The 22,378-nt window shown below is 65.0% G+C and carries 18 protein-coding genes; 11 read left to right on the top strand and 7 right to left on the bottom strand.

The window, feature by feature from the left end:
• The 3 genes from tilS to H8A95_RS30750 all read left to right on the top strand — a co-directional run.
• Positions 1–754, top strand: a 754-nt coding sequence (gene tilS, locus H8A95_RS30740; RefSeq protein WP_229186588.1) for a tRNA lysidine(34) synthetase TilS, incomplete at its 5' end; no start/stop codon positions are given.
• Positions 755–1,011: 257 nt separating this feature from the next.
• Positions 1,012–2,934, top strand: a complete 1,923-nt coding sequence (ftsH, locus tag H8A95_RS30745) for an ATP-dependent zinc metalloprotease FtsH (RefSeq protein ID WP_163152902.1) — start codon at positions 1,012–1,014, stop codon at positions 2,932–2,934.
• A gap of 12 nt (positions 2,935–2,946) precedes the next feature.
• Positions 2,947–3,360, top strand: coding sequence for a DUF3052 domain-containing protein (locus H8A95_RS30750; protein ID WP_229186589.1), 414 nt, complete (start codon positions 2,947–2,949; stop codon positions 3,358–3,360).
• Between the two features lie 264 nt (positions 3,361–3,624).
• Here H8A95_RS30750 and H8A95_RS30755 read toward each other — a convergent pair whose 3' ends face one another.
• Positions 3,625–5,124: a hypothetical protein gene (locus tag H8A95_RS30755; RefSeq protein ID WP_229186591.1), complete on the bottom strand. Its 1,500-nt coding sequence runs from the start codon at positions 5,122–5,124 to the stop codon at positions 3,625–3,627.
• A 445-nt stretch (positions 5,125–5,569) separates the two neighbouring features.
• On the opposite strand from H8A95_RS30755, the gene H8A95_RS30760 reads away from it, so the two are divergent.
• Both H8A95_RS30760 and H8A95_RS30765 read left to right on the top strand, forming a co-directional pair.
• Complete coding sequence (locus H8A95_RS30760) at positions 5,570–6,244, top strand: TetR/AcrR family transcriptional regulator (RefSeq protein WP_021078615.1); 675 nt, start codon at positions 5,570–5,572, stop codon at positions 6,242–6,244.
• Between the two features lie 83 nt (positions 6,245–6,327).
• Positions 6,328–6,756, top strand: coding sequence for an OsmC family protein (locus H8A95_RS30765; RefSeq protein WP_229186592.1), 429 nt, complete (start codon positions 6,328–6,330; stop codon positions 6,754–6,756).
• Positions 6,757–6,813: 57 nt separating this feature from the next.
• On the opposite strand, the gene pyk is transcribed toward H8A95_RS30765, so the two are convergent.
• Both pyk and H8A95_RS30775 read right to left on the bottom strand, forming a co-directional pair.
• Positions 6,814–8,250 carry a pyruvate kinase gene (pyk, locus tag H8A95_RS30770; protein ID WP_229186593.1) on the bottom strand — a complete coding sequence of 479 codons (1,437 nt, stop codon included), beginning with the start codon at positions 8,248–8,250 and terminating at the stop codon, positions 6,814–6,816.
• A complete protein-coding gene (locus H8A95_RS30775; protein WP_229186595.1) occupies positions 8,247–8,855 on the bottom strand; it encodes a DUF1036 domain-containing protein in 609 nt (202 codons plus the stop codon). The genes pyk and H8A95_RS30775 overlap by 4 nt, the downstream gene beginning before the upstream one ends.
• Positions 8,856–9,051: 196 nt before the next feature.
• Here H8A95_RS30775 and H8A95_RS30780 point away from each other — a divergent pair, with 196 nt between their 5' ends.
• Complete coding sequence (locus H8A95_RS30780) at positions 9,052–9,354, top strand: DUF1244 domain-containing protein (protein WP_229186597.1); 303 nt, start codon at positions 9,052–9,054, stop codon at positions 9,352–9,354.
• Between the two features lie 174 nt (positions 9,355–9,528).
• Positions 9,529–9,801 carry a DUF2312 domain-containing protein gene (locus H8A95_RS30785; RefSeq protein ID WP_050422683.1) on the top strand — a complete coding sequence of 91 codons (273 nt, stop codon included), beginning with the start codon at positions 9,529–9,531 and terminating at the stop codon, positions 9,799–9,801.
• 110 nt (positions 9,802–9,911) lie between these two features.
• Here H8A95_RS30785 and H8A95_RS30790 read toward each other — a convergent pair whose 3' ends face one another.
• On the bottom strand, positions 9,912–10,601 hold the full coding sequence (locus H8A95_RS30790; protein WP_229186599.1) for a substrate-binding domain-containing protein: 690 nt from the start codon (positions 10,599–10,601) through the stop codon (positions 9,912–9,914).
• Between the two features lie 254 nt (positions 10,602–10,855).
• Here H8A95_RS30790 and H8A95_RS30795 point away from each other — a divergent pair, with 254 nt between their 5' ends.
• The 4 genes from H8A95_RS30795 to H8A95_RS30810 all read left to right on the top strand — a co-directional run bounded on the left by H8A95_RS30795 (position 10,856) and on the right by H8A95_RS30810 (position 17,376).
• Positions 10,856–12,619, top strand: coding sequence for an adenylate/guanylate cyclase domain-containing protein (locus H8A95_RS30795; RefSeq protein ID WP_229186601.1), 1,764 nt, complete (start codon positions 10,856–10,858; stop codon positions 12,617–12,619).
• Positions 12,620–12,876: 257 nt separating this feature from the next.
• Entirely contained in the window at positions 12,877–15,741 is a 2,865-nt protein-coding gene (locus H8A95_RS30800; RefSeq protein ID WP_229186603.1) for an autotransporter outer membrane beta-barrel domain-containing protein, read from the top strand.
• A gap of 33 nt (positions 15,742–15,774) precedes the next feature.
• The gene (locus H8A95_RS30805) at positions 15,775–16,845 is read left to right on the top strand and encodes an alpha/beta fold hydrolase (protein ID WP_229186604.1); all 1,071 of its coding nucleotides are present in this window, start codon (positions 15,775–15,777) and stop codon (positions 16,843–16,845) included.
• A gap of 69 nt (positions 16,846–16,914) precedes the next feature.
• Positions 16,915–17,376 (top strand): SgcJ/EcaC family oxidoreductase, encoded by a 462-nt coding sequence (locus H8A95_RS30810; protein ID WP_338027991.1) that lies wholly within the window; start codon positions 16,915–16,917, stop codon positions 17,374–17,376.
• Positions 17,377–17,494: 118 nt separating this feature from the next.
• On the opposite strand, the gene H8A95_RS30815 is transcribed toward H8A95_RS30810, so the two are convergent.
• From H8A95_RS30815 to H8A95_RS30825, 3 genes are all read right to left on the bottom strand, one after another.
• Positions 17,495–18,448 carry a LysR substrate-binding domain-containing protein gene (locus H8A95_RS30815; RefSeq protein ID WP_229186606.1) on the bottom strand — a complete coding sequence of 318 codons (954 nt, stop codon included), beginning with the start codon at positions 18,446–18,448 and terminating at the stop codon, positions 17,495–17,497.
• 249 nt (positions 18,449–18,697) lie between these two features.
• Positions 18,698–20,308 (bottom strand): peptidoglycan L,D-endopeptidase MepK, encoded by a 1,611-nt coding sequence (locus tag H8A95_RS30820; RefSeq protein WP_229186607.1) that lies wholly within the window; start codon positions 20,306–20,308, stop codon positions 18,698–18,700.
• A 264-nt stretch (positions 20,309–20,572) separates the two neighbouring features.
• A partial coding sequence (locus H8A95_RS30825) for a L,D-transpeptidase family protein (RefSeq protein WP_229186608.1) occupies positions 20,573–22,378 on the bottom strand: 1,806 nt, incomplete at its 5' end.

A 22,378-nucleotide genomic window follows, 5' to 3' on the forward strand; every position in this document is an offset into this window, starting at 1 on the left:
GCCCAAGCCGGGGACCGGCGTGCCCGCGGCCGCGCGTGAGGCGCGCTATCGCCTGCTCGCGCAAGCCGCGCGCAGGCACGGCGCCACGCATGTCCTGACCGCGCACACCCGTGACGATCAGGCCGAGACGCTGTTGATGCGGATGCTGCGTGGCAGCGGCGTCGCGGGCCTCTCCGCGATGGCGCGCGAGATCGAGCGTGACGGCGTTTTGCTGACGCGGCCGCTGCTCGATATCTCCAAGGCGCAGCTGATCGCGACGCTGAAGAAGGTACGCATCGGCTTTGCCGACGATCCGACCAATCACGATCCGGCCTTCACGCGGCCGCGGCTGCGCGCGTTGATGCCGATGCTGGCGGAGGAGGGCGGCGATGCGCGGAACCTGGCACGGCTTGCCGCGCGGATCGCACGAGCCAATGTCGCGCTGGAGGTGCTGGTCGATGGCGCTGAGCGCTATCTCGCGTTGAAAGATGAGGATAACCCGCGCACCGGCTTCGACGCTGCGCTGTTTGCGGTGATGCCCGAGGAAATCCGCCTGCGTCTGCTCAAGCGCGCCATCGATCGTACCGGACATGAAGGACCGGCCGAACTCGGCAAGGTCGAAACCTTGCTCGCGGCGGTGGATAAGGCCTTGGATGGGACCTTCGGACAACGCGAATCCAAGCTGAAACAGACCCTTGCCGGAGCGGTCATCAGCGTCGCCTCCGGCCGCATCAGGATCGAGCCGGCGCCGCCGCGCCGGGCGCGTTCCCGCTGAGCCGGGTTCGATTGTTTCAATCGCTGTCATAAACCGGCAAGGAGGCTTAACCACCCCGGAAAAACACCGGCTTCGACGCCATTTTTTGACCGGGAATCGGGCTAGGATGCGGTAAATAGTCGTGCGTGGTTCCCTTGGCATCGACCCCAGCGGCACCTAGATTGTAGGCATCGACGGGATGGATTCCCTGGGGATTCCCACAGAGCCTGCCCAAGGATAGAGAGAGGCCGCGATCCGCGCGACCACGAAGGAAGACCATGAACGCCAATCTGCGGAATTTCGCCCTCTGGGTCATCATTGTCCTGCTGTTGCTGGCGTTGTTCACGCTTTTCCAGAATCCCGGTCAGCGTTCGTCGTCTTCCGACATCTCGTTCTCGCAGCTTCTCACTGAAGTCGATCAGGGCCATGTCCGCGACGTCGTGATCCAGGGGCCCGAGATTCACGGCACCTTCAACAACGGCACGAGCTTCCAGACCTACGCGCCGAGCGACCCGTCGCTCGTGAAGCGCCTCTATGACGCCAAGGTGCAGATCACCGCGAAGGCGCCCGGCGACAACGTGCCGTGGTTCGTCTCGCTGCTCGTCTCCTGGTTGCCGTTCATCGCGCTGATCGGCGTCTGGATATTCCTGTCGCGGCAGATGCAGGGCGGCGCCGGCAAGGCGATGGGCTTCGGCAAGTCGCGCGCCAAGATGCTGACCGAGGCGCATGGCCGCGTCACCTTCGAGGACGTCGCGGGTGTCGACGAGGCCAAGCAGGATCTGCAGGAGATCGTCGAATTCCTTCGCGACCCCGGCAAATTCCAGCGGCTCGGCGGACGTATTCCGCGCGGCGTGCTGCTGGTCGGCCCTCCCGGCACCGGCAAGACGCTGATCGCGCGCGCGGTCGCGGGCGAAGCCAACGTGCCGTTCTTCACCATCTCCGGTTCTGACTTCGTCGAAATGTTCGTCGGCGTCGGCGCGAGCCGTGTCCGCGATATGTTCGAGCAGGCCAAGAAGAACGCGCCGTGCATCATCTTCATCGACGAAATCGACGCGGTCGGCCGTCATCGCGGCGCCGGCCTCGGCGGCGGCAATGACGAGCGCGAGCAGACGCTGAACCAGTTGCTGGTCGAGATGGACGGCTTCGAGGCGAATGAAGGCGTGATCCTGATCGCTGCGACCAACCGTCCCGACGTGCTCGATCCCGCGCTGCTGCGCCCGGGCCGCTTCGACCGCCAGGTCGTGGTGCCGAACCCGGACGTTGTCGGTCGCGAGCAGATCCTCAAGGTTCACGTCCGCAAGGTGCCGCTGGCGCCGGATATCAACCTCAAGACCATCGCGCGCGGCACGCCGGGCTTCTCGGGCGCCGACCTGATGAACCTCGTCAACGAGGCTGCGCTGACCGCCGCCCGTCGCAACAAGCGGATGGTGACGCAGGCCGAGTTCGAAGAGGCCAAGGACAAGGTGATGATGGGCGCCGAGCGCAAGTCGCTCGTCATGACCGAGGAAGAGAAGTTGCTGACGGCCTATCACGAGGGCGGTCACGCCATCGTCGGCCTCAACGTCGTCGCGACCGATCCGATCCACAAGGCGACCATCATTCCGCGCGGCCGTGCGCTGGGCATGGTGATGCAGCTGCCGGAGCGCGACAAGCTCTCGATGTCGCTGGAGCAGATGACCTCGCGCCTCGCCATCATGATGGGTGGCCGTGTCGCGGAAGAGCTGATCTTCGGCCGCGAGAAGGTGACCTCGGGCGCCGCCTCCGACATCGAGCAGGCGACCCGCCTTGCTCGCATGATGGTGACGCGCTGGGGCCTGTCGGAAGAGCTCGGCACCGTCTCCTACGGCGAGAACCAGGACGAGGTTTTCCTCGGCATGTCGGTCTCGCGCACACAGAACGCGTCGGAGGCGACCGTCCAGAAGATCGATTCCGAGATCAGGCGTCTGGTCGAGGAGGGCTACCAGGAGGCGACCAAGATTCTCACCGAGAAGCGCGACGATCTCGAAGCGCTGGCCAAGGGCCTGCTCGAGTTTGAGACGCTGACCGGCGACGAGATCATCGACCTGCTGAAGGGCAAGAAGCCGAACCGCGAGTCGGTGCTGGAGCCGTCGACGCCGCGCGCATCCGCTGTGCCGCCGGCCGGCAAGCCGCGCCCGCGTCCTGATCCGGACACCGGCATGGAGCCGCAGCCGCAGGCGTAAGCCGCGCCTGCCATGGCCGGCAGCTCCGGCAAACCGATTGTGCAAAAGCTCGGCCTCAAGCCGGGCTTTTGTATTTTTGTCGACGGGTTGTCCGTCCCCTATGGCGATGTCGTCGGCGCATTGCCCGCCGAAGTGCGGATCGCGAAGACGGCGCGGGCGCCGCTCGATGCCGTGCATCTGTTCGCCGCCGAGGCGAGGGGGCTCGCCGCCAGGCTGCGGCGCTGCCGGGAGGCGATCGCGCCGGACGGCATGATCTGGGTGTCGTGGCCGAAGAAGAGCTCGGGCGTCGCAACCGATCTCGACGACAGGGCCGTGCGCGAGGCCGGGCTCGCGGCCGGCCTGGTCGACATCAAGGTCTGCGCCGTCGATGCGGTTTGGTCGGGGCTGAAATTCGTGATCCCCGTCAAGGAGCGCGGCAAGCGCTGAGATCGCCGCGCCGAATGGGCTTGGCCTCCGTTGGAGCGCCGTGGCATCGTCGCGCCAAGCCGCTGGACGGCACGGTCGCGCCGACAGAGAGCGCGGCAGGAAAAAGGGGAGGGGAGGCCGATGCGCAAGGCATTCAAACCCGTCATCCTGAGGAGCCGCGCAGCGGCGTCTCGAAGGATCGACGGCCCGGCTGGTGGCCGATTCATCCTTCGAGGCTCGCTCCGCTCGCACCTCAGGATGACGGTGAAGGCAGTGCAGTTGAGGCTAGTTCGAGGTCGCAGCCGGCGTCGCTGCGCCGGTCCTATCATCCGATCGCACATGGATGACGGCGATGTCGTCCTTGTACAGCCGTTTCCAGCCCTTGAGGTGGTCCAGCGCGTTTCCGGCCGGAGAGTCCGAGCTCAGCAGCGTGGCATCGATCCGGTATTTGTCGAGCAGGTCGAGCAGCTGTCCGACGTCGCGGGCGTCGAGCGCGGCGTAATAGTCGAGCACGAATTGCTCGCCGTACAGTTCGGCGCGGCCGTCGATGAACACCTTCATGTCGCGGCTCACCATGTAGCCGCCGAACGGCGCGGTGCTGAACACGCGCTGCGCCTTGTGCTGCTGGAGAACGTCGACTGCGGTAACGGGCGAGAACGCCGGTAGGAACTTGAACTGATGCTGCGCGACGAAGATCGTCGTCGTCACCCACGCTCCGATCACCATCGCGATGACAGCCAGGATCGTGACGACAGGGACCGAGCGTGTCTCCTCGAAGCGGGAGGCGGCGGCGCCTGCATGTCCCCATTGTTCTGATATCGGCTTGGCGAGCACCAGCGGCGCGATGAACGCGAACACCTCGATGTTGCGGACGTGGCTCAGCGCCATCCAGATCAGGCCGAGCAGCAGCAGGATCCGCGGCACCGACAGGGTCAGCCTGCGATAGGTGATGAGCCCGATCAGGCCGAGCAGCGTGGCTTCGAAGAAACTGGGCTTGCTGAAGTCCGCGGGCTTCCATTCCCCGATCAGCGTCAGCAGCTTGCCGAGGCTGAGAATGTTGGTCGCGCCCATGAGGCTATTCCAGCCGTAGGGCGTCACGCAGCTCGCAGCGAGGGCGGCGAGGCCGAACAGTCCCCATCGTGCGACGAGCTGACGGCGGCGGCTGGGCTCCGCGCTCCAGATCGCCTCTAGTCCGATCGGTCCGATCAGCGCCAGGCCGAGAACGAAGCCGCCATGCAGATTGGCCCATAGTGTCATCAGCGGCAGCAGCCACCATGACGGCGAGGTGCGGCGATCCGCAGCCAACATCAGGCCGCCGATGAACGCCAGCAACACCGGCAGCGCCAGCATGTGCGGCCGCGCGAGGAAGTGGATCGTCGACAACAGCAGCGCCAGCGCGGCGATCAGCAGCGCACGCGCCGGATCGAAATGCGGGCTCAACAGATGCAGGAAGACCGCGACCGTCGCGCCGATCGCGATCGACGTCAGGATGACCGGCCCGGCCCAATCGCCGCCGTACACGAGGGCGTACACCACCTGCGACAGCCACGAGCTCGAAATCCAGGGCTCGCCGAAACGGGTGAAAGAGAACACGTCAGTGGTCGGCATCGCGCCGTGGTCGAGAATCCATTGTCCGACCCTGATCTGCCACATCGTGTCGGTATCGCGCAGCTGGATCTCGCCGGCCGAGAGATAGAACAGATAGGCGCCCACGGCGGCGCACAGCGGCAGCAGTCCTCGCGCCGCATTGCGGCTGCTCACGCTGCTGGTGACGGACAGTGACATGCGCTTTCTTGGTTCGGCCGGGGACATCCAGAGGCAACGCCATGCGTGACGCTAGCGGCGCACTCGACCACGGCTTCCGATAAATTCGGGTAAATGCGGCCGCGGTATCGCGCGGCCTGCGCGAGATCGGATGTCTCGATTGCGAGCAATCATCTTGGCTTGCGATTTACCATCGCAGTCCTGATCCGATCATGCGGATTGCCGGCAGCCGGCGATATCTCGGCGATTCCGGTCGGTCAGGGCGTCTCCTGGGCCGGAGCGCCGCCGGCTCAATCCGGGGTGGCATGCGGCTGTCGCAAAATCCTTACAATTCCAGCTTGTCATTCAGTCTGAATAGTTGTTCACTTCTTCAGACGGTTGCGGGATCAATCGTTCAAAACATTGAAGACGCGTGTGTTCTGCCGGTGGGCGCCGGCCGGGGCGCACGGTGGGGGGACGGAACGCCATGGTCTATCGGCGAACTCATCAGGTCGTGAAGCGGCTGGCTGCCCGGCGTAGCGCCATCCTGTCGGCTGCGCGCGACGCGGCGGCGGCGGGCGGCATGGCGGCCGTGCAGATCGCACCCGTCGCGGTGCGGGCCAATGTCGCAGCGGGGACGGTCTATCGCTATTTCCCGTCGAAGGCCGAGTTGATCTCGGAATTGATCACGGAGGTCTCGCGCGACGAACTGTCCGCGATCCGCCGCGCCGCCGATGCCGCGCCAGGGCCGTCGTCGGCGCTGGCTGCCGCGGTGACGACGATCGCAGTCCACGTGCTGTCGCAGCGCAAGCTCGCCTGGGGCATCCTGGCCGAGCCCGTCGATGTCGACGTCACCGCCTCGCGCCTCGCCAGCCGCCGCGATATTTCCGGCGAGCTTGCCATGCGCATCGATGCCGCCGTGCGTGCCGGGCATCTGCCGGCGCAGGATACGGCGCTGGCCGCCACCGCCTTGCTCGGCGCGCTACACGAGGCGCTGGTCGGTCCGCTGGCACCAAGCAATCTCGACGATCCGATCAAGCTGCGCGATGCGGTGCAGACCGTGACGCTGCTTGCGCTGCGCGCGGTCGGCGTGATGGACGCGCGTGCGCGCGGTCTCGTGGTGCAGGCGACGACCCCGGCGAAGGCGCTGGTCGGCGCCTAACATCCAAGCACGCGGCGAACACTTCTGTCGCATTGGCGTTGTAGCTTTGCGGGCTGGGTTCAACCAACCTCAGGGAGCAACAGATGACGACGACCCACGGCTCGGCCAAATGGCAGGGCGGCATCAAGGACGGCAAGGGCGCGATCTCGACCAAGAGCGGCGCGCTCGCGGATTATCCCTACGGCTTCGCCAGCCGCTTCGAGGGCAAGCCCGGATCGAACCCCGAAGAGCTGATCGGCGCGGCGCATGCCGCCTGCTTCACGATGGCGCTGTCGCTGATCCTCGGCGAAGCCAAGCTCACTGCGGAGCACATGGAGACCAAGGCCGACGTGACCCTGGAGAAGGTCGCCGACGGCTTTGCCATCACCGCGATACACCTGACGCTATCGGCGAAGATCCCGGGCGCCGATAACGCGGCATTCCAGGAATTGGCGGGCAAGGCCAAAGCCGGATGTCCGGTGTCGAAGCTGCTCAACACCAAGATCACGCTCGACGCATCGTTGCAGAGCTGATCGTTGCGCCCAATGCCGGGCGCGCCGATGCGTGGCCCGGCAGGGCGGAAATGATCGTCAGATCTGCGCGTCGCCGTTCGGCCCGACCGAGGCGATGCGCAGCATGTTGGTGGTGCCGGGCGCGCGGAGCGGCACGCCGGCGACGATGATGACGCGCTGGCCGGCCTTGGCAAAACCATCGCGGAATGCGATCGAGCCGGCGCGATCGACCATGTCGTCGAGATCGTGGGCGTCCTCGGCCACCACGCAATGCACGCCCCAGACCACCGACAGCTTGCGCCCGGTGACGAGATTCGGCGTGATCGCGACCACCGGCACCTTGGGCCGCTCGCGCGCCACGCGGATTGCGGTCGAACCTGACGACGTCCAGCAGATGATCGCCGACAGATCGAGCGTCTCGGCGATCTGCCGCGCGGCATCGGCAATGGCGTCGCCCACCGTCGGCTCCGGATCGACACGTTGCGCATTGAGCACGCTGCGATAGGTCGGGTCGCGTTCCACTTCCTCGCCGATGCGGTTCATGGTGGAGACCGCCTCGACCGGGAATTTGCCGGCCGCGGACTCCGCCGACAGCATGATGGCGTCGGCGCCTTCGTAGACGGCGGTGGCGACGTCGGAGACTTCGGCGCGCGTCGGCACCGGCGCCTGGATCATCGACTCCAGCATCTGGGTCGCGACCACAACGGGCCTGCCGGCGCGGCGCGCCATGCGGATCATCTGCTTCTGCAGGCTCGGCACCCGCTCCAGCGGCAGCTCGACGCCGAGATCACCGCGCGCCACCATCAGCGCGTCCGCCGCATCGATGATGTCGGCGAGGCGATCGATCGCCTGCGGCTTCTCGATCTTGGCCATCACGGCGGCGCGGCCACGGATCATCTTCTTGGCCTCGAGCACGTCCTCGGCCCGCTGCACAAAGGACAGCGCGACCCAGTCGATTCCTTCAGGCAGCGCGGCTTCCAGGTCGGCGCGGTCCTTCGGGGTCATCGCCGAGACCGGCAGATCGGTATCGGGCAGGCTGACGCCCTTGCGGTCCGACATCTTGCCGCCGATCACCACGCGCGTCACCGCGCGCTCGGGCGAGGTTTCCTCGGCGATGAGCCGGACCTTGCCGTCGTCGAGCAACAGCGCGTGGCCCGGGCGGAGCGCGGCGAGGATCTCCGGATGCGGAAGCTGGACACGGCTATTGTCGCCCGGCGCCTTGTCGGAATCCAGAATGAAGCTCTGGCCGTTCTTGAGCTGGGTCGAGCCTTCCGCGAAGGAGCCGAGCCGCAGCTTCGGCCCCTGCAGGTCGACCAGGATGCCGATCGGCCGGCCGTAGCTGGATTCGACATTGCGGATGGTCTTGACCAACTCCCGCATCTTGTCATGCGGGGTGTGGCTCATGTTGATGCGGAAGACATCGGCGCCCGCCTCGAACAGCTTGCGTATCATCGCGCTGTCGGAGGAGGCCGGGCCGAGCGTTGCGAGGATCTTGATTCGGCGCAGTCGTCTCATGGTTTGTTTCCGGGCGTTGCGGCTGGCGGCAGACCAGACGCGCCCGGAGGCGCTGCGCCCGGCGGCGGGTTCGGCAGGCCCGGCATCGCTCCGGGGCTTCCCGGGCCGACGCCGCCCGGCATTCCCGGTACTTTCTGCGGCTGTTGTTCGTTGGCTTCGGTCAGTTGGACGGTCCATGCACGCTGCTCGCCGGTGTCGACCTCGAAGAAGCCGGTGCGGTCAAAACCGCGCGCTAGGCAATTCTCGGTGCCTTTGATGGTGAATTCCTTGTCACGCGAGCACATGAAGGCCTGGCCGGACCATTCACCGCCGCGATCATAGTCGAGAGCGTAGATGTAGTAATAGCGCGCGACAAGGTTGCCGCGCAGCAGGGTCTCGCAGGTCCGCGACGACACGTTCCACCAGCCTTCGGTGGTCCAGCCCTCGGCGTCCTTGTAGCCGAGCGCGATCCCGACGCGGCTCGATGTGTTGTTGCAGAGCCGGAAATCGGCGGCCGCCGGGCTCGTCCACAGGCACGCCGCGACGAGCGCCAGCCCCGGCAGGAGGCCGGCGAGGGTCAGGCGGATATTGCGGGGAGCTGAGGCGAGAGAATCTATTGGGCTCATGCAGCGAAGCTATATCAAATCATTGACGATTTCGCGTGTCCGGCAGGCACTGTCAACGGGCGGGCGCCCATCTCCCACGGTGTGGGATCGCGGCAAGTCTGGCCGAACGGGTCCATTTTGCGCGCCGATATGGCAAAATCTGTGACAATTCCCACCTGATATCAATATGGTGAGCGCCACAGCCGGGATCACGAAAATGAGCATTGACGACAAAACCAGAACGGAACTTGAGGCCGCGGTCTTCCGGCGCCTCGTCAATCATCTGCGCAACCGGACCGATGTGCAGAACATCGACCTGATGAACCTGGCCGGCTTCTGCCGCAATTGCCTGTCCAACTGGATGAAGGAAGAGGCCGACGCCAAGGGCCTTGCGGTGAGCAAGGACGAGAGCCGTGAGGCGGTCTACGGCATGCCCTATGAGGAATGGAAGGCGAAGCATCAGGGCCGCGCGACGCCGGAGCAGCTTGCGGCGATGAAGAAGGCCCAAAGCGGGCATTAAATCCCACTCTATGTGACTTCCGTTCCATGGCTCTCAGCATCTCCTGTGGGCGCGCTGTGGATGAGCGCGATGTTTCCTTGACGGAACGCGCTCCAAAATCGAGGGTCGCCCGCGACAAGCGGTGCGCGTGGCGCGTATTCGCGCGACATTTCATTGCCATTTCAGGAGTACGCGATGGCCACCACGTCTGCCGCCGTTCAGGATGAGCCCGCAACGCGATTTGCCAAGGACCAGCTCAGGTCCATCATCGAGCGCATCGAGCGGCTGGAAGAGGAAAAGAAGACGATCTCGGACGATATCCGCGACGTCTATGCCGAGGCCAAGGGCAACGGCTTCGACGTCAAGGCGCTGCGCACCATCGTGCGCCTGCGCAAGCAGGATGCCAACGAGCGCCAGGAGCAGGAGACCATCCTGGAGACCTACATGCAGGCGCTTGGCATGCTCTGACGTCAGCGTTTGGTCGGGCGGCTCGCGCATGACGCTCGGCCGTCGCTCAAAACAGGGATCAGGTCGCGCGCGAAGCGCGCCCTGTCATGGCCCTCGATTCATGGCCCTCGTCACACCGGTTCCATGCCGTAACGATGCTTGGGCACATCGGCCTCCGCCGACGTCAGATATTTGATCAGGTCGCGTGCGCCGGCCTCATTGGCGGCCGCGGCGCAGACAGCGCACGAAAACAGCGTGACGGACTGAATTTCCGGGGGCAGGGGTCCGGCCACCACGATGCCCCGGACGTCGAGAAATTCGCTCAGCTGCTGAAAGCCGAGCTCGGCCTCGCCGCGCGCCACCAAGGTCGCTACGGCAACGCCGGGCGAAGCCCTGACCAGCCGGTCCGACAGCGCCTGTTCGATGCCCCATCGTCTCAGGAGATTGAGCACGTGTGTGCCGCTCGGGCCGGTCGAATATCCGATCGACCTTGCTGCAAGCACCGCCGCCCGCAAGCTCGCCTCGCTTGAGAGGTCCGGCCGGCTGGCTTGCGCAGGGATCGCAACCGCCATGGCCGACTTCGCGAAACCCGTGCAGCTCCCCGGCTTGAGCAAGCCGTCCGCCTCGAGCTGCTTCATAGCTTCGTCCGCGAGCACGACGATATCGAACGGCTCGCCGGCGCGAACGCGCTTGGCGGCATCGACGCCGCCGACTGACTCGATGCTGGCCAGCTGTCCGGTCGTCGTCTGGTAGGCACTGCTCAGCTCCGTCAGGATCTGACGGGTCGCCATGGACGAGATGCCTGTCACTGTTGCGGTCATCTTTGGCTCTTGGACGATCTATCTGAGGCTGGCCTTCGCCAGCCTGCATTTCCGGCGGTCTAAGCTTGCGTCAATTGCGGCTGCAATGATCAGGCTAATAGGTCACGAAATCGAGGACGGTACTGGTGGCGCCAAGGCAGCCGCTCAAGGCTCCCCCACCCGCACAAGGCACCTGCCCAGGGCTTCTGTCGAGGCTTGGGTGAAACCCCGGGATTTGCTACACTGCCGCTGAGGTAACCGGGCAGATCGTTCAGATGGACGTGCCAGGACCAGAGCGCAGGCTCGCAGCGGTCCTCGCCGCCGACATGGTCGGCTATAGCCGCCTCATGGAGGCTGACGAGACGGGTACCCTTGCGCGTCTCAAGACCCACCGCATCGAACTGATCGATCCGGCGATATCCAAGAATCGCGGCCGCATCATCAAGACCACGGGCGACGGCATGCTGGTCGAGTTTCACAGCGTGGTCGATGCGGTGCTGTGCGCGGCAGAAGTCCAGCGCCGGATGGCCAAACGCAACACCGACGTCGCGCCGGCGCGGTGGATGCAGTTTCGCATCGGCATCAATCTCGGCGATGTGATCGTCGACGGGGCCGACATCTTCGGCGACGGCGTCAATGTTGCGTCTCGCCTGGAGACGCTGGCCGAACCCGGCGGCATCTGCATTTCCGGCGCGGTCCGCGATCAGGTCGGCGATCGCCTGGAAGACCTCAGCTTCGAGGACCTCGGCGATCAGACCGTCAAGAACATCGCGCGCCCGATCAGGGTGTTCCGCGTCCATCTCGAAACGGATTCCGGGAGCGCTCCCGAGCGGGCGAGTGGGGCAGCGACACAAGTCGTCGCCAAGAAGCCCTCCATCGCCGTGCTGCCGCTCGTCAACATGAGCGGCGATCCCGAGCAGGAGTTCTTCGCCGACGGTCTCACCGAGGACATCATCACCGAGCTGTCGCGCTTCCACGATCTGCTGGTGATCTCGCGCAACTCGACCTTTGTGTACAAGGGCAAGGCTGTGAAGGTGCAGGACGTCGCGAAGGAATTCGCCGTCGACTATGTGCTGGAGGGCAGCGTGCGGAAGGCCGGCGGCCGGATCCGCGTCACGGTGCAGCTGATCGATGCCGTGGCCGACCGGCACGTCTGGGCCGAGCGCTACGACCGCGAGCTTGCCGATATCTTCGCCATCCAGGACGAGATGACGCGCGCGATCGTGGCGACGCTCCCGGGGCGGGTCGAGGCGGCCGCTCATGACCGTGTCAAGCGCAAGCCGACCGACAACATGGCGGCCTATGAGTGCGTGCTCGCCGCCAAGGTGCTGCATCATCGCTCGGCACGGGACGAAAATGCGGAAGCGCAGCGTCTGCTCGAGCGGGCAATCGTGCTTGACCCGAACTATGCCCATGCCCACGCCTGGCGGGCCTGCGTGCTTGGCCAGACCTGGGTCTACAACTGGTGCGACGATCGCGACGCGACCTTCGCGCAAGTCGCCGACGAGCTCGAGATTGCTCTCAGGCTCGACGACAACGACAGCGACGTGCACCGGATCCTCGCCGCGCTGAACCTCAACCGCGACGACCACGACAAGGCAGCCTTCCATCAGGAGCGCGCGCTCGCGCTCAACCCGAACTACGACCTTGTCGTCGTGCAGCAGGGCGAGCTCCTGACCTGGCTCGGGCGGCCGGAGGAGGGCATCGACTGGATCAAGCGGGCGATGCGCCTCAATCCGTTCCATCCGGAGCGATTCTGGAGCCATCTCGGCCGCGCCTGCTATTGCGCCGAGAAATACGCCGACGCAGCCGAGGCGTTCTCCCGGATCACCCGGCCCGACCACACCCATCACGCCTTCCTCGCCGCGACCCTGGCGCAGATGGGGAACGCGGTGGCAGCCTCCGCGCACGCCGCCGAGGTGCTGAAGCGCGAGCCGACCTTCTCGGTCGCCGCCCATCTGGCAACCCAGCACTACAAGCGCGCGCCCGACCGGGCGCGCTACGAGGCCGGCCTGCTCAAGGCAGGACTGCCGGCCTGATCCTCGGATCGTGCGATCAAGCGTCGATGGTTGCAGCCTTCCACCGCGAAGTGCTGCTCCATCCGTCTCTTGCTGCGCCGAACCCGTGAGCGGGCTTCATCATTGTTGAAAGCGTTTCGCTTGTTGCGCGTGGTGTTCGTGGGTTGAAGTCGCGCCAGGTCACCGTTGGGAATTATGCGCGGCCGCACCGGCATAGCCGGGCTTGCGCGGTGAAAGTCCGTCGCGCCTGTGCGGTACGACACAAGGAAATTGTTGCAATGAAGAAGTTCGGCTTAAGCACTCTCGCCGCGCTGTCGCTCGTAGGCCTGGCAGACGGTGCGCAGGCAGCGTGCAGCGCGGTCGCTCCGATGGCGAACGATCAGGTGATCACTTGCAGCGCGAATTCCGACGGCAGGCCAGACACTGCCGGCATTGAGGATTTTGAGGGCAAGACCGGGGTGACGGTCAACGTCAATGCTGGTGCACAGATCCTCGACAACTCCTTTGGGCTACTCCGCATCCAATCCAACAGTTCAAATTGGAAGATCAACAATCAGGGGGCGATCAACGTGATCGTGAGCCAGGGGGGCAACACGACGGTTAGCAACGGTGGTGTGATCATCGCCGGAGGGAGGTCACCAGCGGTCGCTCTGTTGAATGGCGGCAGCGTCAGCAACGTGACCGGCGGCAACATTCAGGGTGACGATGGAGTGATGATCGGCGGCGCCGAGGCAAGCATGCTGACCAACGCCGGATCGATTGCAGCCAACGCCGGAACGGCGGTCAGTTTGTTTCACGGAACCGTGACGAATTCTGCCGGAGGTACGATTTCCGGGACAGGGTCTCGTGGCCTCGGCGTCGAGTTGGCGGCGGGCACGCTAGACAACAACGCCCGCGCCAAGATATCCGGAACGGCGACCGGTGTGCTGGTCGATACTGGCACGATCAACAATGCCGGCACCATCACCTCCGATCGCGTAGCGGTGGTGACGTTCAATGCATCGCTAAACAACCTGACGGGCGGGGTGATCTCAGGCACGGATTTTGGTGTTTTCATCCGGTCTCCGCCGATACAATCCCAGATCCGCACCGGCGCGCTGCTCCAACAATCGACGCCGACGGTTTTCAATGCAGCAGGCGCAACCATTTCCGGCAACATGACCGGGGTGCTTGCCGAAAAGGGCGCGGTGATCCTAAACGCCGGAACGATTAGTTCGGCGGGGTATGCGATCGATTTCAGCGCGACGCCCCCCGGCGCAACTTCGACTGTGACCAATACGGGTCGCATCATCGGCAATGTCGTGATGAGCAATGGCGACGCAACGCTTGCCATCGCAACGGGGTCGAGCATCGCAGGCAAGGTCGATGCCGGGAGCGATCTTGATGGAAACCGGCAGAAAGAGCTGCAACTGATCGGCAGCGGCATCGACACCTATGACGGGTCGTTCACCGGTTTCAAGGCACTGACGGTCAATGCGCAGGGCGGCGTCTGGACGCTGACAGGCAATCAGACACAACGCTATGTCGGCGGTACCACGATCAACGCCGGCTCACTGTTCGTTAACAGCACGCTGGCCTCGCAGGTGACGGTGAATCAAGGTGGAACGCTCGGCGGCAATGGCACGGTGATCGGGAATGTCATGTTCAATCCGGGCTCGATCTACAGGATCAACCTCAATGGTGATCGAGCCGACCGACTGACAATTCGGGGCAGCGCGGCTCTCGGCGGCGGCACGCTCAACGCCACGGTAGCTACGAGCGGTCTCATCCTGGGGCAGAACTACACGGTGTTGACGGCAAATAGCCTGAGCGGAAGGTTTGCCGCCGAGACGACGAACGTCAGTAGCCCCTTCCTGTCGTCGGCTCTCGTCTATGACGCGCATGATGTGTACTTGCGCTTCGACCGCAATAGCGTCAGCTTCGCCGGCATTGGCCAAACCAGTAACCAGACCGCTGTCGGCCGGGCTTTCGATCGGATCCCCGTAACGACCGCCAATCCCGTCTTCAACGCGGTGTTGCTCGGCTCGGTCGACCAGGCCCGCAGCGCCTTCGACTCGATCTCCGGCGAAGGGCTTGCCGGTGCGCAGACTGCGGCGTTTCGCGCCAGCTCCCTGTTCACCTCGTCGGTCAACGACCAGGCGAACGCGTGGCGCACCGGCCGCGACGGCAGCGGCAATGCCATCGTGGTCGGCGGTAACGACGCGCTCGGTTACGCGCCGGAAGGCACCCCTGCCGGCGTCGGGCCGTTCACCAAGGCACCCGCATCGGCGCGGCTCGACCGCACCTGGCGGGTGTGGGGATCGGCGTTCGGCGGAAGCAGCAACTTGCAGGGCGATGCCGGCCTCGGCACCGCGGCGCAGAAGAGCAGCCTGTTCGGCGGCAATATCGGCCTCGACTATCAGGTGTGGCCGAACTGGCTGGTCGGCGTCGCTTTTGGCGGCAGCGAAGGCAATTTCGCGGTCGACAGCCGCGCCACCAGCGGCAAGGTCGACGGTGTTCACGGCGGTTTCTACAGCACGCTGGCGCTGGGGCAGCTCTATCTGAGCAACGCCACCACGGTGTCGTCGTTCAGCAACAAGACCACGCGGATCACCGGCAATTTTGGCGGACTAGCAGGCGAAACCGAACGCGGCAATTTCAATTCATGGCAATTGCGCTCGCGCTTCGAGGTCGGACACGACTTCGCCATCGCGGGGGCGCGCGTGACGCCGTTCGCGGCGTTTGAGATCGCACAGCTCTACAGCGACGGCTTTGTGGAGAGCAGCCAGACTGCCGGCGGTGCGCCCGCTGTGCTCGGGCTCGCGGTCTCGCGGCAGACCACCACGTCGGCGCCGCTGTTCGTGGGGGTGCGCGGGGAGCGCCGCATCGAGCTCGCCAACGGGCTCGCGCTGACGCCGCAGGCGAGCGTGGCGTGGGTGCACGAGTTCGCCCCGACGCGCAATCTCAATGGCACGCTGGTGTCGCTGCCCGGCGCGAGCTTTATCGCCGACGGGGCACGGCCGGCCAGCGATGCCGCCCAGGTCAGCGTCGGCGCGCAGCTCGACGTTACTCGCAACGCGGCGCTGTTCGCGAACTTCGAGGGCGAGTTCTCCAACGTGACCCAGGCCTATGCCGGCAAGGGCGGCATCAGAATGGCATGGTAATAGCGCCCATCAACGCTCTGGTACGCAGGGACAATGGACCGGCCGGCGCGTCAGCGATCGCAAACCTACCCGGCACTGTCGCCGGTTCTCAACAATACCGGAATCTTCATGATGATCGATCTGGAGAAGGCGTTTCGGCGCCTCATGCGGAGGCTTGCGGCGACGACGTGCCTCGCCATGGCGCTGGCTGCGGTGTCAATGTCGCCGGTGTTGAGCGCCGGCATCGCCGCAGATCACACCACGACGGTCTACAACAGTATCAGAGTTGACGGACTTAAAATCCACTATCGCGAGGCCGGTCCGCGCCCGGCGCCGACAATCCTGCTGTTGCACGGATTCCCGTCGTCATCGCGCATGTTCGAAACGCTCATTCCACTGCTCGCGGATCGATACCATATCGTTGCTCCGGACTATCCGGGTTTTGGCTACTCGGATGCGCCGCCGCCCGACCGGTTCGACTACACGTTCGACAATATCGCGCGCATCATCGATCGGCTTACCGAGACGCTCGGACTGAATCGGTACACGCTCTATGTCGCCGATTACGGGGGGCCGGTGGGCTTTCGACTTGCGCTGGCTCATCCTGAACGGGTAACCGCGCTCATCATTCAGAATGCGGTCGCTCACGATGACGGCCTCGACGACAAGCTATGGGCGCCGCGCCGCGCTTTCTGGGCAGATCGGGCGACGTATGAGGGGCGGGTGCGTCAGGGGCTGATTTCTCCTGAGGCGACGCGAGCCCGGCATGTCGGAAATTCTCCGCATCCTGAGCGCTATAGCCCGGATCTCTGGGAGGACGAACTTGCTTTTTTGAATCGGCCGGGCGTGGCGCAAATTCAACTTGAGCTGTTCTACGATTATCGCACCAATGTCGCGGCCTATCCGAGGTGGCAGGAGTATCTCCGCGAGAGCAAGCCGCCGGTGCTGGTAACCTGGGGCAGGTACGACCCCAACTTTTCGGTGCGGGAGGTAGAGGCGTTGCGTCGTGATGTCCCCGACGCGGAGGTGCATATCGTCGATGGAGGCCACTTTGCTTTGGACGAAGCGGTCGACGAGATCGCTGCCCTGATCGGTGGTTTTCTTTCGAAGGTGCCGGTGCGGTAGGGAAAGTACGAGCGTCGAACGGCCGAGCAAATCCGCCGCACGTCATTCCAACAACATGCGAGGCATCAGGTGACTCCGCGGAATTGGGCGAACGAATATCGTTGCATTTCAGGTACGATCGCCCGATTGGCATCGGCATGGAATGATGGCGATGAAGCCGGCTACGCGTCCCACTTCACGGATGACGCGGTCTATCTCGCGGCCAGCGGCGAACGTTACAAGGGCAAGGCGCAGATCAGGACAGGCTATGGCTGGCTGTTCGCGACCAGCCTGCGGGGAAGCCGGATATCGCTGGATGTCGAGAGCATACGATCCTGGTCGCCGGCGATCGCGTTTGTGACGGTCCGCGTCAGGCTCGAAGCGCCCGACGATGCCGCTGATTGCCGGCATGCGTTGATCCGCTCCTCGGTTGTGATGGTTCTCACCATGGGCGACTGGCGCGTAGCGGCGCTGCACGGCACGCGTGTCGCCGATGACAGCTGCGGCCCTCGACGACCGCCCTCGATGTGGACGGGGCAGATCGGATCATGAATGGCGGCAAAAGCCGGATCGCCTCGCGGAGATGTCCATTCTGATAGCCGCGAAGTCGATGCGCGCCATAAGGGCAAGCAGTCCAGCAGTTGCCCAAATCGCGTTCGTGCGGTCGCCGTCAACGCGTTGCCGATGACGGCGCGATCACCTGTACTGCATCCCGCAGCCAATGCGTGAGGGCCTTGATCTTCGGATCGGCACCGGCCTCGACCTGATGCACCAGCCAGAAGCTCAGTTCGCTGCTCGCGGGCGGGTCGACCGCGGCGATCAAAGTCGTTCCAAAGCCGGGATGACTGCGCACCAGCGGATCCATGGTCAGCACCACGCCGACGCCGTGCTGGGCGGCCTCGAGTGCGATCGGGAGACTGTCGAGGGTGACATCGCGTCCGGCGTTGTGATCCTCGATCGACAGACCGTGGACGGCGAACCAGTCCGACCAGGCGCTCGGGTAGAAAGCATTGTGAATGAGCGGGAGCTCCAAAAGGTCGGCAGGAGCCGTGACCGGATGAGCTTCCAGAAACGATGGGCTCGCCGCCGGCAGGCCCCGCACGGTGAGCAATCGCGTTCTCGTCAATCCCGGCCAAGGCCCACGCCCAATGCGAATGCCGGCGTCGACTTGCTCGATGTTGAAGTCGACCATTCGCGCGGTGACCTCGAGGCGGAGATCGTAGTGCGGCCAGCGGCGAGCGAAGTCCCGCAGCTGCGGCACCAGCACGGTCTGTGAAAACAGCGCGGATGCGCTCAGCCTGATCTGGCGCGTATGCCCATCAGTTGCGAGGTCATCGAGGCCGCGGTTGATGGCAGCAAGACCGCGGCGAACCTGGTGGGCAAAACGCTCTCCTGCCGGTGTCAGGCGTACCGAACGGCCGACCCGACCGAACAGGCGCTCGCCAAGTTGCGCTTCCAGACTTCCGAGTTGATGGCTGATTGCCGACGCGGTGAGGCCGAGCTCCTCGGCAGCGCGCCGGAAGCTCAGGAGGCGGGCGGCGGCTTCGAAGGCGAGCAAGGCAGAGGTGGGAGGAATGCGGACGCGGGAGGCCGGAATCCGCACCGGTGAATGATTGTCATGCATGATGAAGCCAATTGACGTGCCATTCGCTTGGCCGGGGACCGCTGTCGTGGCGACACAATCGCGCCGGGTTGGGATATAGCCCGTTCGCCCGCGCGGCCATCCTCACGTTTTCGCGTGCTTCTTGACGATTGCGTGCGCGCAGCTGCCGGTTGTTGCTGCGCTAAGACCGCCCCCTTCCGCTCGCCGGGCAACTCGTCCGTGCGGATCAGCGCAATGTCACTGTTGGCTAGGGTATTGGAGCAGAACCAGTCAGCGCAGCGAGGCGGTGCGCAGCACGAAGGACTGGGTCGTCAGGAGGGCGGTCGCCGAGCCCGAGAAGTGGTCGCAGGTCATGCCCATCATCGGATCTTCCGAGAAGGTCATGGCGACGGAGGCCTGCGGCTTCACGAAGTGGGCCCGCATCATGTTCATATCGGTGTCGCCGAGCACCGTGGTCAGCATGCCGCTGCTCGCGCTCGGCGCCAGCATCACGACGCGCATCCAGATGTCGTTGCCCTTGGCCGCCGAGATCCGCGCCGACGTCGTGATCACGCCCTGGCCCGGCGTGCCCTTCGCAACGACAGTGTTGATTTCGGTGGCCGGCGCCGCCGCATTGCGCACCGGGCGCACATTGCGCGGGATCGGCGCGGTCGCCGCGACGATGTTGGCGCGGTCGACCGGCGACGACGCAGCCGGCGCATAGGCCAGCGCCTTGTTGAAGCTGTCCGTCGTGCTGGCGGTGGTCTGCGGATCGGTACCGCCGACCGCTTCACGCGCCTTCAGCGCGGCGATCTGCGCGGCCGATGCCTGCTTCGGTGCGGCTCCCTCGTCACCCCAGAAGCCGCGGGCGTTGATGATGTCGGCGGGCGATTGCGGCTCGGCGTTCTCGGCCGTCTGCACCACCTGCACCGCCGGCTTGGCCTTCGGCATCGGGACGAGCTGCGCGTCGGCGGCGGCGAGCTGGATCGCGGCGGCGAACTGCTGCGGCTTGGCGCGCGGCAGCGGAATCGGATCGGCGGATTTGGTGTCAGCAGGTTTGGCGGGCGCTGCGGCCGCAACCACGGTGGGCGCGGGCTTGTCGTTCACGGCAGCCGCGCCTTCATCTTCATCGTCACCCGACTTGCCGCCGCCGAACAGCTTCGCAAACAGGGTCGGCTTGCTGATCGTAGCAGCATCGTCGCCATTGCCGCGGCGCTCGATGTCGGCCTTGGCGAGTTCATAGCCCTTCAGCGGCGTGCCGTCGGTCGGGACATGGACGGTGCGGCCGTCGGGGAACACCCTGACCAGTTGCTCGCGGGTCATGCGCGGCCAGTGGCGAATGCCGCCAGTGTCGAGATGCACGAACGGCGAACCCGAGGTCGGATAGAAGCCGACGCCGCCGCGCTGCAGGCGCAGGCCGGCGTAGCGGATCTGCTCCAGCGGCACGCCCGGAATGAAGAAGTCCATCGCATGCCCCAGCATGTGCTGGCTGTGGCGCGCAACGCCCGAGGAGCGGCGGCGGAGCATGGCGTTGGTGGCAGGGGCGCGATAGGCGGAGATGATCTGGATCGGCTGCTTGCCGCCGACGTCGTTGTAGACTTCCCAGAGGATATCGAACAAATGACGGTCCATCACCGTCTCGTCCTGGGAGCGCCAGTCGCGCAGGAAATGATTGAGCTGCTTCAGCGCGGCTTCGTCGTAACGGCCATCGCGCTTGAAGGTGATGGTGAGGTCTTCGTTGGAATGGGTGTGGTGGAAGGAGAGCGTGCGGGTCTGGTTCAGCGCAGTCGCATCGTGCACCGATCCGGCGCCCGCCAACAGCAATAGCGCGGTCAGGCCGACTTGGTACCCGGCCTTAGGCAGCAACAGCGGTTTGAAGCGGCGTGCGAAGACAGCCAGCACTATGAGCCCACCCAGTCGACGAGCGTTCGCTCGGCATCCTCGCAGACCCCCTGCGGAAGACGGTGAACGCTTTCTTAAAGCGGGAGGGTTAACCGAGGTTTACCGACCCGCCCCCAAGTTGGGCTTAACTAACTGGGCGAGTGTGGCAAAAGATAGCCCTGTTCCCCGGGGGCGATGCGAAATGGTTAACGTAAACGATCTCGCTTTTTGAGCGAAATCGTTGATTTTGCTTCAAAATTTAGGCCAATCAGGCAGGGAAGCAGATTATCGGGTGATCACCCGGCGCTGCTGCTGGGCTTGGCCGCGGCGGACCGGCTGCGGCTCCGGCTGTCCGAATCCCCCGAACAGGCGCTCGAAGAAGTTCGGCCCGGAGGAGCCAAAACCGCTGTTGTCGCCGGCGACGTTGACACCCGGAGGCAGGCTGCTGCTCGGCGGCCGCGCATAGCTCGGCTGGGCGTGCGCCACCACCGTTTCGAGATCCTTGCCGCGGCTGTTCCTGAGCAGCGACAGCATGGCAGCGTCGCGGCCGTAAACGTCCCGGCGGATTTGCAGCTTGCCGGCGTCGTCCACGAACGCGGTCTGGTAGGTGATGTTGACCGGGATCGGCGTCGGGAATTTCAGGTCGACTTCGCTGGAGCCGTACATGCCGCGGATCCGCTCCGGCGTGTAGTGCTGGTTCGGCTCGGCGATGTTGAGCAGCACCGACGCGTATTGATCGGGATTCTGCACGCGCATGCAGCCGTGGCTGAAGGCGCGCTCGTCCTTCGCGAACAAATACTTGTCCGGCGTGTCGTGCTGATAGACCAGGAACTTGTTCGGGAAGTTGAAGCGGATGCGGCCGAGCGCGTTGGCTTCACCGGGCGGCTGTGAGACGTGGATCGAGCCGTCGCGGTTGCGCTCGAGCTTGAGGCCCATGCGCTGCAACACCGTCGGGTCCTGCTGCAGGGCCGGCAGATACTCGTTGTAGATGATCGACGGCGGCACGTTCCAGGTCGGGTTGACCGTGATGTACTTCATCGTCTCGGTCAGAAGCGGTGTCGCATGCTGGCCGGGCTTGCCGGTGACGACGCGCGTGGTCCAGGCCTGCGCGCCGTTCTGCATCACCTTCAGCGTATAGTCGGGGATGTTGAGGATCACATAGGCATTGCCGAGACTGGCGGCGCCGAGCTGGCGCGGCAGCCAGCGCCAGCGCTCCATGTTGACGATCACGGTGTCGATCTGGCGGTCGCGCTTCGGATTGTTCAGCGCCTTGACCGTGCGCTCGTCGAGCACGCCAGTCGGCTTGAGGTCGACGCTGCCCTGGAATCTCTCCACCGCGCGCGCGACGGTCGCGTCATACTTGGTGCTGTCGGCATTCTCGGTGACGCCGAGCTTGTTGCGCAGGTCCGGCACGCGCGGATCGTCCATCTCGACCGCGGCTTGCTTCTTGCGCGCCGGCAAATATTTCAAGGCGGGGCCGTCGGCGATCGTGATCACCGGGCCGTCGCCCTGGCCACGCAGCTCGGCGAGTTTCTTCTTGAGGTCCTTGTAGAGCTTCTGCGGCGGGTTATAGCCGTCGAGCGCGGCCGAGGCGTCCTTCGCGGAGGTCACGTTCGCGAACACTTCCGCCGGATCGATCGGGTGCTCCGGATAGAGGATGTCCGCCGACACCTGCGACCAGTGCATGCGGCCGCTCTGGGCCTGGCGTGCATAGTCAAGCATGCTGGACGCGAGCTTCAATTCGGCGTCGGCCAGCGCATCGGGTGACGTCGCTGCGGCGAAATCCGGCACCGGATAGTCTGATGCATCGAGGCCATCGGCGGCCGCATCCTTGAGACGGGCGATCACGCCCTTGCCGGCGTCGGTCAGCTTGCCGGCCTTGGTGAAGACCGGCGCGTATTCGCGGGCCGAATAGAATTTCTCGGCCGCAGCGCGCTCGTTCTTGCGATCGAAGGTGCGCAGCGTCTTGCTGGCGAGCAGCTCGCGCAGCTTGTCGGCGACCGGCTGATCCTCGGAGGCAACGTTGCTCGCGGCCTTTGCGGGTTCGGTCGCCGGAGCAGCCGCCGTCGCGGGAGCAGGAGCTGCGGCGGG

The sequence above is a fragment of the Bradyrhizobium oropedii genome, from assembly GCF_020889685.1.
Lineage (GTDB): Bacteria > Pseudomonadota > Alphaproteobacteria > Rhizobiales > Xanthobacteraceae > Bradyrhizobium > Bradyrhizobium oropedii.

Coding starts and splice junctions, on each gene's coding strand:
- ftsH (WP_163152902.1), top strand. CDS start 1,012: ATGAACGCCAATCTGCGGAATTTCGCCCTCTGGGTCATCATTGTCCTG.
- H8A95_RS30750 (WP_229186589.1), top strand. CDS start 2,947: ATGGCCGGCAGCTCCGGCAAACCGATTGTGCAAAAGCTCGGCCTCAAG.
- H8A95_RS30755 (WP_229186591.1), bottom strand. CDS start 5,124: ATGTCACTGTCCGTCACCAGCAGCGTGAGCAGCCGCAATGCGGCGCGA.
- H8A95_RS30760 (WP_021078615.1), top strand. CDS start 5,570: ATGGTCTATCGGCGAACTCATCAGGTCGTGAAGCGGCTGGCTGCCCGG.
- H8A95_RS30765 (WP_229186592.1), top strand. CDS start 6,328: ATGACGACGACCCACGGCTCGGCCAAATGGCAGGGCGGCATCAAGGAC.
- pyk (WP_229186593.1), bottom strand. CDS start 8,250: ATGAGACGACTGCGCCGAATCAAGATCCTCGCAACGCTCGGCCCGGCC.
- H8A95_RS30775 (WP_229186595.1), bottom strand. CDS start 8,855: ATGAGCCCAATAGATTCTCTCGCCTCAGCTCCCCGCAATATCCGCCTG.
- H8A95_RS30780 (WP_229186597.1), top strand. CDS start 9,052: ATGAGCATTGACGACAAAACCAGAACGGAACTTGAGGCCGCGGTCTTC.
- H8A95_RS30785 (WP_050422683.1), top strand. CDS start 9,529: ATGGCCACCACGTCTGCCGCCGTTCAGGATGAGCCCGCAACGCGATTT.
- H8A95_RS30790 (WP_229186599.1), bottom strand. CDS start 10,601: ATGACCGCAACAGTGACAGGCATCTCGTCCATGGCGACCCGTCAGATC.
- H8A95_RS30795 (WP_229186601.1), top strand. CDS start 10,856: ATGGACGTGCCAGGACCAGAGCGCAGGCTCGCAGCGGTCCTCGCCGCC.
- H8A95_RS30800 (WP_229186603.1), top strand. CDS start 12,877: ATGAAGAAGTTCGGCTTAAGCACTCTCGCCGCGCTGTCGCTCGTAGGC.
- H8A95_RS30805 (WP_229186604.1), top strand. CDS start 15,775: ATGGACCGGCCGGCGCGTCAGCGATCGCAAACCTACCCGGCACTGTCG.
- H8A95_RS30815 (WP_229186606.1), bottom strand. CDS start 18,448: ATGCATGACAATCATTCACCGGTGCGGATTCCGGCCTCCCGCGTCCGC.